At 55.7% G+C, this 7,630-nt stretch carries 8 protein-coding genes; 1 reads left to right on the top strand and 7 read right to left on the bottom strand.

The features are described 5' to 3' along the window. Nucleotides 1-216: 216 nt before the first annotated feature. The 7 genes from ETQ85_RS09070 to ETQ85_RS09040 all read right to left on the bottom strand — a co-directional run bounded on the left by ETQ85_RS09070 (nucleotide 217) and on the right by ETQ85_RS09040 (nucleotide 5,238). Entirely contained in the window at nucleotides 217-537 is a 321-nt protein-coding gene (locus ETQ85_RS09070; protein ID WP_148578721.1) for a hypothetical protein, read from the bottom strand. 259 nt (nucleotides 538-796) lie between these two features. After that, on the bottom strand, nucleotides 797-1,576 hold the full coding sequence (locus ETQ85_RS09065) for a hypothetical protein (protein WP_148578720.1): 780 nt from the start codon (nucleotides 1,574-1,576) through the stop codon (nucleotides 797-799). 237 nt (nucleotides 1,577-1,813) lie between these two features. Then, nucleotides 1,814-2,242, bottom strand: coding sequence for a TMEM199/VMA12 family protein (locus ETQ85_RS09060; RefSeq protein ID WP_148578719.1), 429 nt, complete (start codon nucleotides 2,240-2,242; stop codon nucleotides 1,814-1,816). Nucleotides 2,243-2,549: 307 nt separating this feature from the next. Next, nucleotides 2,550-3,314, bottom strand: coding sequence for a hypothetical protein (locus ETQ85_RS09055; RefSeq protein ID WP_148578718.1), 765 nt, complete (start codon nucleotides 3,312-3,314; stop codon nucleotides 2,550-2,552). A 327-nt stretch (nucleotides 3,315-3,641) separates the two neighbouring features. Next, a complete protein-coding gene (locus ETQ85_RS09050) occupies nucleotides 3,642-3,869 on the bottom strand; it encodes a hypothetical protein (RefSeq protein WP_148578717.1) in 228 nt (75 codons plus the stop codon). Nucleotides 3,870-3,957: 88 nt separating this feature from the next. Then, nucleotides 3,958-4,554, bottom strand: a complete 597-nt coding sequence (locus tag ETQ85_RS09045) for an NYN domain-containing protein (RefSeq protein WP_148578716.1) — start codon at nucleotides 4,552-4,554, stop codon at nucleotides 3,958-3,960. Between the two features lie 54 nt (nucleotides 4,555-4,608). Beyond that, complete coding sequence (locus tag ETQ85_RS09040; protein WP_148578715.1) at nucleotides 4,609-5,238, bottom strand: hypothetical protein; 630 nt, start codon at nucleotides 5,236-5,238, stop codon at nucleotides 4,609-4,611. Nucleotides 5,239-5,776: 538 nt separating this feature from the next. Between ETQ85_RS09040 and ETQ85_RS09035 the strand changes: the two genes are divergently transcribed. Continuing rightward, on the top strand, nucleotides 5,777-7,135 hold the full coding sequence (locus ETQ85_RS09035; RefSeq protein WP_148578422.1) for an IS1380 family transposase: 1,359 nt from the start codon (nucleotides 5,777-5,779) through the stop codon (nucleotides 7,133-7,135). Nucleotides 7,136-7,630 lie beyond the last annotated feature (495 nt).

Below are 7,630 nucleotides of genomic sequence, written 5' to 3'. Positions count from 1 at the left end.
TCGAGTTCCGCAGAAATGGCCGACAGTGCCGACTCGGCCAGTTTCTTCACCCGACGCAACGGGTGATCAGCCGAAATCCGGGACTCGACCGAGAAATAGTGAAACATCGAGGACTGGGGATCGACTTCGCCGCGCATCGTTGCTCTGCCTGGGGTTCGGGGATACGGATAGGACAGGCGGGTGGCCGGATCGTTCACTGGGTTTTGCATCGGCCTGTTAGAGGTCATGGCTGGAAATGTCACTGCGCTTATTGCGGTGATGCTTGCGCCAGAGGATTGTCGCCAGCAATAACGACCACAGTAGCCACCAACTGACACCAGCAATGTATGCGCCATAAGTTGTTGCCATTGGCCAGCCATCTGGCGAGCCTTGCAGGGTTGGGAGGCCGCTGTCCTCAAGAACTGACAGAACAACTAGTGTGGGGATATAAAAGACGATACCCAAAAGCGGAATAAAACGGCAGATGGCATACTCGACAGCCAGGAGCGCGCCGCCACCAAAAATGATTATGCCGAAAGAGCGAGCGATGTTTGTCATTGAACCTCAACGTTTGAATTCATCGTCTAACCCATCCGCTTTCAGGTGTGTGGTCGTACCAGAAACCGAGATCATTCCACTCGGCGATTGTCTGTGCGCGTAGCTCTGGACTCATGACGCCCAACGTTTGAGGTAACCGTCGCGGCGCTGCGCTTTATCGCGCAGCGTCCAGCGACCGTAGGGAGCGAGGTTGGGTACAGCTGTGGGCGCTGATGGATGGGAATGTTTCATGAGTCCATCTCGATGGAAGGGGCCGCTCTCATTCGGTGACAATCTCATCAAACGACTCTCCATTCTTCAAGCGTTGGAGACGCGCATACAGCGAGGTGGTACCGACCTTTGACAGCCAGGACGCGACTACCTGTTTGGCAGATGCGTAGTTTCGTACAACGGCCTGTTCGTCGCCCTTGAAGAATGATGAAAACGTTGTGAGATCACGAACGTAGTCGGCGGTTTGGCTATCCTGTGGCGACAATGAATAGCGGGTTCTGTAGTCAACTTGCATCGCAACGCCCTCATCAAACCACGTTGGTAGTTGCAGGAAACGCTTCAGGTAGCCCACGCGGTGATGAATCTCCGCATGCATGAGTTCATGGGCGACGACATCAACGCTTTGACCTTTAGGGCCGACCATGACGCAAGCACGGCTGCCAATGAATTGTGTACTGCCGTAGGCATTGAGTCTAAATGGCCCAAACCCGTCTGGGTGGTTAAAGAATACAAGGATCGGTTTTGATTCAACGGCGCCAAAGGTGTCTTCGATTCTCGCCCGGGCGTCACGAGCGAGCTGAACGTAAGCTTGTTGATCGGCCTCAGAGCCGCTGTCAGTGAGCGAGCCGTCGGGGAGGGTATGTAGATCAGCAACGTCAACGAGAAGGCACGCTGTTGGCCCGGGAAGAGCAAAGGCGAATGTGCTTGCCGGTGCCACAGCAAGGGTGAATGTGGCGATCAGGAGTGAGCGCTTGGCGTGATTAGAACTGCACATATTTTGCCCAGTGAATGCCGATGTAGCCGAGGATGCCACCGACCAGAGCACCAAGCGCCGGGCACCACATAAAACGCGAGGGCAATTGCACTTGAAAGGAGATCAACAGCAAACTCAGGCCAGCGCAGCTTGCCAAAGGTCCGGTGGATTGTAATGTTGGGCGCTAATTCAATGGGCATGGAGCGCCACCCACCCGTAGGGTGCAATAAACAGAGCAAACAAACGGCCTGCCGGCCAGTCATTGAGAATGGTTACTTGACGGGGAAGTCCTTAGGTTAGCCATCGCCTGCGTTACGATTTCTGGTCCCAACTGACCACTTCATGATTATCGAGGGTGATCCGCAATGCGTATTGACCCTTCTTTACTTCCTGGTATTTCCATATTTCTTTATGCTTTGTCTTAAGCGCTTGAACATCAACCGCGCTTGGTTCACCTAGCGAGTCATTGAGCTGCTCTTTCGTCATGCCTTTCCAGAACTCTTTGTTGAGAATTCCTTCGACAACTTTGGCATCCCCGTATTTTTCATGAAGGCTCTGAGCCCATTTGTCGTATCGCTTCCTCTTGCGTGCTTGACTCCAAATGAATAGTCCGAGCAGTACAGAAGCAGCCACCGACAAAATTTGCCAATTCCGTTGAGCCCATTCGTAAGCGGCAACAATTCCACTGATCATCACGATAAAAATAACTCCACCCATACTGCCAGAAGATTTTTTAGCCATGATTACGAGTGCATTTTCTCAAAAAGACAAACAAGGAAGGCAATGACAGGAGCGACTGTGAAATAGCCGCCGATTAGACCTACGAGCGCAAGAATCCAACCAAAGTCACCACCCACAATCTGGAATGTGCCGACGGCGCAAAACAGTGACACAAAATTTCTTACCCAATAATAGCGTTGCCGTTGCCTCGTTGTAGACAAGACGCTTTGAACAAATCCAGTACGTCGCATGGGAACTCCGAATGGCTAACGTGGAGGTAACCGGCGCTGTGCGGCTTTATCGCGCAGCAGTCAGGTGGACTGCAAGGTTATACGTCGCCATCACGTTGCCTCGCTAGGTGGGGTAGCGTGGCACGAATGGTCGCCTTCAAAGCTTCGGCGGCGGGGCCGGGAGTTGCTGAGTCCCAAACAATCGTCAGGTGGTGGTTAGTGTCGAAATGGGTTTTCGTTGCCTCAAACTTACTTCGCTCACATGTGTAAATGACCGGTTTTCCAAGTCCCTCGGCGTAGCCTGCCTCCCAGTAAGCGCCGAGATTGTCGTGAGTCAGGTCTGCCACCAAGAAGTCAGAACTCTGGATTTCAACTCTAAGTCGGTCGTCAATCAGTCCTGCCTTTGGAACATCGTCAAGTTTGAATAGATCAAATCCGGCCAGTTTGACTGCGGGCTTAAAGACATCCCGAAGGATTCCCTCCAAGACGGTGTCGCCGAACTTCATGGCCATGAAGGCTTTTCGATACGCGATGCTTCCTTTGGCAAGGTCTTCGTAGTACACCCAGCCTTTGAATGAAAGGGTCGCCTTTGCACAGCCCTGCGCGCCGAAGGTCTTTAGCCGATCTCCTGTCAATAGACCTACAGAGAAAAGATGGTCGAGTACGAGGGCGAAACCGCTATCTGATTTGGCTCCGACTATGCCTGCGTGTGTTTCTGGAGAAAGGTCTACAAGTTCGCCAGGACCTGGAATATTTAGAGCCAACCAACGGACAAGCAGGTCAGCCTGCTCTTGCGGTCGCGGGAGCGGACGCAGCAAGACTTCATTGATTGTCGACGTGGAGAAGCACACTTCGGAATTCACTTCCTGCGCTCGGCGTAGCGCGTGACTCAACTTCGCAGTTGCATCCGGGGTTGATGCAAGTGTGTGCGGTAGTGTTGCGATCAATGTGCCAGTAAGGTTAAATCGCCCGCATCGCGGGCATGTGAATTGCGATGCATCTGCTCCTCCTGCACTTGAGGGTTGCGCCATCAAGGTTGCCTTACAAACCGGGCAACTACCGTTCATAGAGATGGTTCCTGTGACGTATAACGTTGGACATAACCGGACGAAAAAAGCGTAGCTTTTTGGCGGTCTGGTTGTCGGATTTATTGGGCGACTTCACGGGGACTTTCGCGCCAACAGAAGGAATTACATCCACTCTCTCGGGATGTACTGATCAGTGAGGCAACCTTTCTCGCCAACCTCCTTCACGCCTTTTATGATCAGTGTTCTCGGTTTCACATTTTGGTTTGTGACGCCGACATGATTCTTGGCTTTCTCAATAGCTTCATCACTGTTACTTGCTGCCACCGTTGTGACAGCCAAACCTCTGTCGTTTCCTTCGATATCGAGGCATACCTTAAAAAGCTTGGACATTGCAAACCTCCTGTGTTGTAACTTCGGTTCGAAAATTTAGACAAAGTGCCCGGTGCAATGACGGATTGGGCGTCACTGTGCGCCTCCCTCAAACTACCGCGCGCCGAGCAACCCTCTTTGACTGCCGCACTCCCTTTATAAAAGTGATCGACTCGTAGTAGTCGTCAAGCGCGACAAAAAGGCCATTCTTCTTCGCCCATTCTTGGAGTCCTGCATGGCAGGAGTCCTTCCATGACAGCACCTCTACCTTCCAGCCCTTGCTATGCATTCTCTTGAGGTCGGCAAAGTACCCCTTCCCCAGATGCGCGCCCGAACCGTCGCCTGTTAGCAGAACAGCCACTCCGGGAGCGCGATCAAGTGCCGCGCGAAGCATATGAACCTGCAGTGCCTGATCGACTGCTTGCTCTTTGCCTGACTCTTCACCCCTTTCGAAAAGTTCAAGTTCGACGCCCACATCGCGCAGGCGCACCCACAAGTCTTTCAACTCGGGAGGCTGAGAGCCGACGCAAACCCCAGCAACGATTTTTCTTCCAGCGCGAGCCAGTTCGTAAAGATTGTCGAATTGGATTCGAAGGTCTCTTCCGACGGTTGCACCGTCTCTACCGCGTGCTACGTCCTGCGCGGGAACGTAGATATTGGAGTTGTCCCAGAAAACACAAACCTCGTTAGCTGATGTGGATTGCATGTTTCTTCCCTATTGCGATTTATGACTTGTAGTAGTCGGCCGGGGATTGTGATGTTAGGCATTGCCGTTGCCCCATGGTGGTACCAAGTGACTGGAATTCGGTACAGCCACGACGAACTCGCGAAAGAACTCTTCCATGTCTGCTACAGCCTCACGAGCGGCTTCGGGCACACTGGTTCCTCTACGTTCAGTGGCAGGAAGATACTCCGGCAGTTCCTTTGCTTTAGGGTGTACGAGTGCGTTTCGGCGCTGCGCAATACGGTTTAGTGCTTTGACGAGAGGATCAGATTCGGTAACAGAAAGCGAGTCGCACACCAGCAGCAAAGCACGTATCTTGGGAACTAGTCCTAGCCTCTCGAAGTGAGCGTTGAATTCGGCCTCGCCTAGTCGGACGACACCGTAATAGTTCAGGAAACCTTCCACGGCCATTGCGGAAAATATCTTCACAGAGTCGGACTGTAGATCGCGTTTCCGAACCAACGCCCAAAGAGCAGGGTAGTTTTCTCCATCCAGGAGAGTCTCGCCGGCTGGAATAGGCCATTCCGCTTTGACCTGCGCTACGACAGCCTCCAGTTCTTTGAGTTGAAGGCGAGCAGCTTCTGCAAACCGCCGATCATCGGAAAGCCAGTAGCCAAGCGCATCGTGATTTCTTACTGAAAATAATCGTCGTGTTAGCTTGGTCATGGACGTTCTCGTGGATGCCTAACGTGTAGGTAAACGACAAATGTCGTATCTCGCAGCTTATACGACTGTCGCATAAGCTGCCAACCCCATTCAGATTCCTGTTTTTAAACACCTCCGTCACCGCACATCCTTGTTTTTTGTCGTCTACGCATCCCCGCGTTCCCGCGCAAGTGCGTTAGCTTAGACCCTGAATGCATGAACGAGCGCCGCTATGCCGACAGCGTCCCACAACATCGGGTACACCCGCCCGCACGCTTCGGCTGTCATGTCGTTGCCGGCAAGGTGGGCCACATGTTTGGCATCCAGCCCGGGGCGTGGAGGATGTGACGGCCAGCGTGTGCGATCACGCGCCGTCAACATGTCAATCGTCAGCTTGCGGGAAGGACTTTGGCCGGCGTGATTATCAATCTCCTGAATCCGTGACCAGAACCGCCCAATCCCTTGACTGGCACGGGTTCCGGGCGTTTTTCCGCTCACCCGCCGGGTGAAGTCGGCGGGCATTTGAGATAATGACGGCCTTGCCCCCGCCACCGCCGCCATGCCCGACTTTCAAATCAAGCGCCTGCCCTACAACCTGACGGCGCACGCCGGATTGTCGCTGGTGGGGCAATACCTCAAGCGCTTTGCGCAGATCGACCAGGTCATCGATCCGCGTTTCCCCATTGCCGGCAAGGGGGGCATTGGGACCAGTTCTCTGCTCAAGGCCTATGTCGGGCTGCTGTGCAGCGGGAAGTCCGACTTTGACGCCATCGAATCCTTGCGCGGCGACGCCTTCTTCCGCGATGCGCTGGACCTCTCGACGGTACCGTCCTCGCCGACGCTGCGCCAACGCATGGACGCCCTGGGCGAGGCCGGCGACAGCGCACTGAGGGCGCTGGACGAGGCCAACGAGCGCCTCCTGGCGCGCGCCAAACCGACCCTCACGCCGCTCTCCACCGGCCATCTGGCGCTGGACTTCGATGTCTTCACCCTCGACAACAGCGGCACGAAGAAGGAAGGCGTGGGGCGCACCTACATGGGCTTCGACGGCTATGCGCCGATTGCCGGCTATCTGGCCGAGGAAGGCTACTGCCTCGGGCTCGAACTGCGCCCCGGCACCCAGCATTCGGCCTCGGAGACGCCGGATTTCCTGCGCCGCCTGCTGCCGCGCGCGCGGGCGGTGACGGCGCTGCCGCTCCTGGTGCGCGCCGACTCGGGCTTCGATGGCGCCGCGATCTTCGTGGCTCTGGCCGCCGCGCGCGAAGCGGGGCCGGTGGACTGGCTGGTCAAGTGGAACCCGCGCCGTTTCAAGGTGGCCACCCTCCACGAGCGCCTCGCCGCGGACCCTGCCACCGTCTGGTCGCATCCGCGCGCGGGCAAGCGCGAAACGTACGTTGTCGAACCCCTCACCCGCAAATTCGCCGGGACCAAAGTCACGATGCACCGGGTGATGCATCTGATTGAGCGCACGATCGATCGCGACGGCCAGATCCTACTGATGCCCGATCTCGAGATCGAAGGCTGGCTCACCAGCCTTGAACTGCCCGTCGCCGAGATCGTCGCGCTGTACCAGGCACACGGCACCCATGAGCAGTTTCACTCCGAGTTCAAGACCGATCTGGACCTGGAGCGCCTGCCTTCGGGCAAATTCGCCACCAACGATCTGGTGCTGTCCCTGGCCGTGCTGGCCTTCAACATTCTGCGCGCCATCGGCCAGGCGACCCTGATCGAGCCCGACAGCCCGGTTCGCCACCCCGCCAAGCGGCGGCGCCTGAAGACCGTGATGCAGGAAATCATCGGCGTCGCCGCCCGCGTCATCACGCATGCCCGGCGTCTGACCTTGGGCCTTGGCCAGCGCTGCGCCGCCTTCACCGTGTTCGAGCGTCACTACCAGACCCTGCTCCAGTTCTCCGGCTGAGGCACTTCCCCGTGGGTCGCCATTCGATGCCGCCAGGCAGGTGAACGCTCGTCCGTCCATAGCGAAAGCCGGCGCAAGCCCGGATTTGGCCGTGCAAACACGCGTCAATTTTGTCTGGCGATGCGGTTTCATGCGAAATACGGGCTCAAGTTTCAATTCAAAACCCATTTCACGGCGCTATGCGGACAGCCTGCCAGGCGCGAAAGTGGCGGCCACGGATTCAGGAATCTGCCCGCTCTTTATTCAATGTTGAGGCCCCAACATTGAACATTGCGCCGTCTTTGAAGGATTCCGATAGTCCCGAACATCAATCTGATCGATCAGATTAACGTTCGGGACTATCGGATTGATGTTCCGACGCATCGGATTGATATGTTGACCCGTCAACATGCTTCATTGCCGGGTCAGATTGCTTCATGCAGCCGTCAACATCCTTCTCGCACGCGCCAACAAAGAACATTGGGCGGTGAACATTCAATGCGCATGCCGCAACAT

This window comes from Zoogloea oleivorans (assembly GCF_008107625.1).
Taxonomy (GTDB): Bacteria; Pseudomonadota; Gammaproteobacteria; order Burkholderiales; family Rhodocyclaceae; genus Zoogloea; species Zoogloea oleivorans.
Note: the sequence above shows the minus strand (reverse complement) of the source record. Positions and strands in the feature narration are given on the sequence as shown.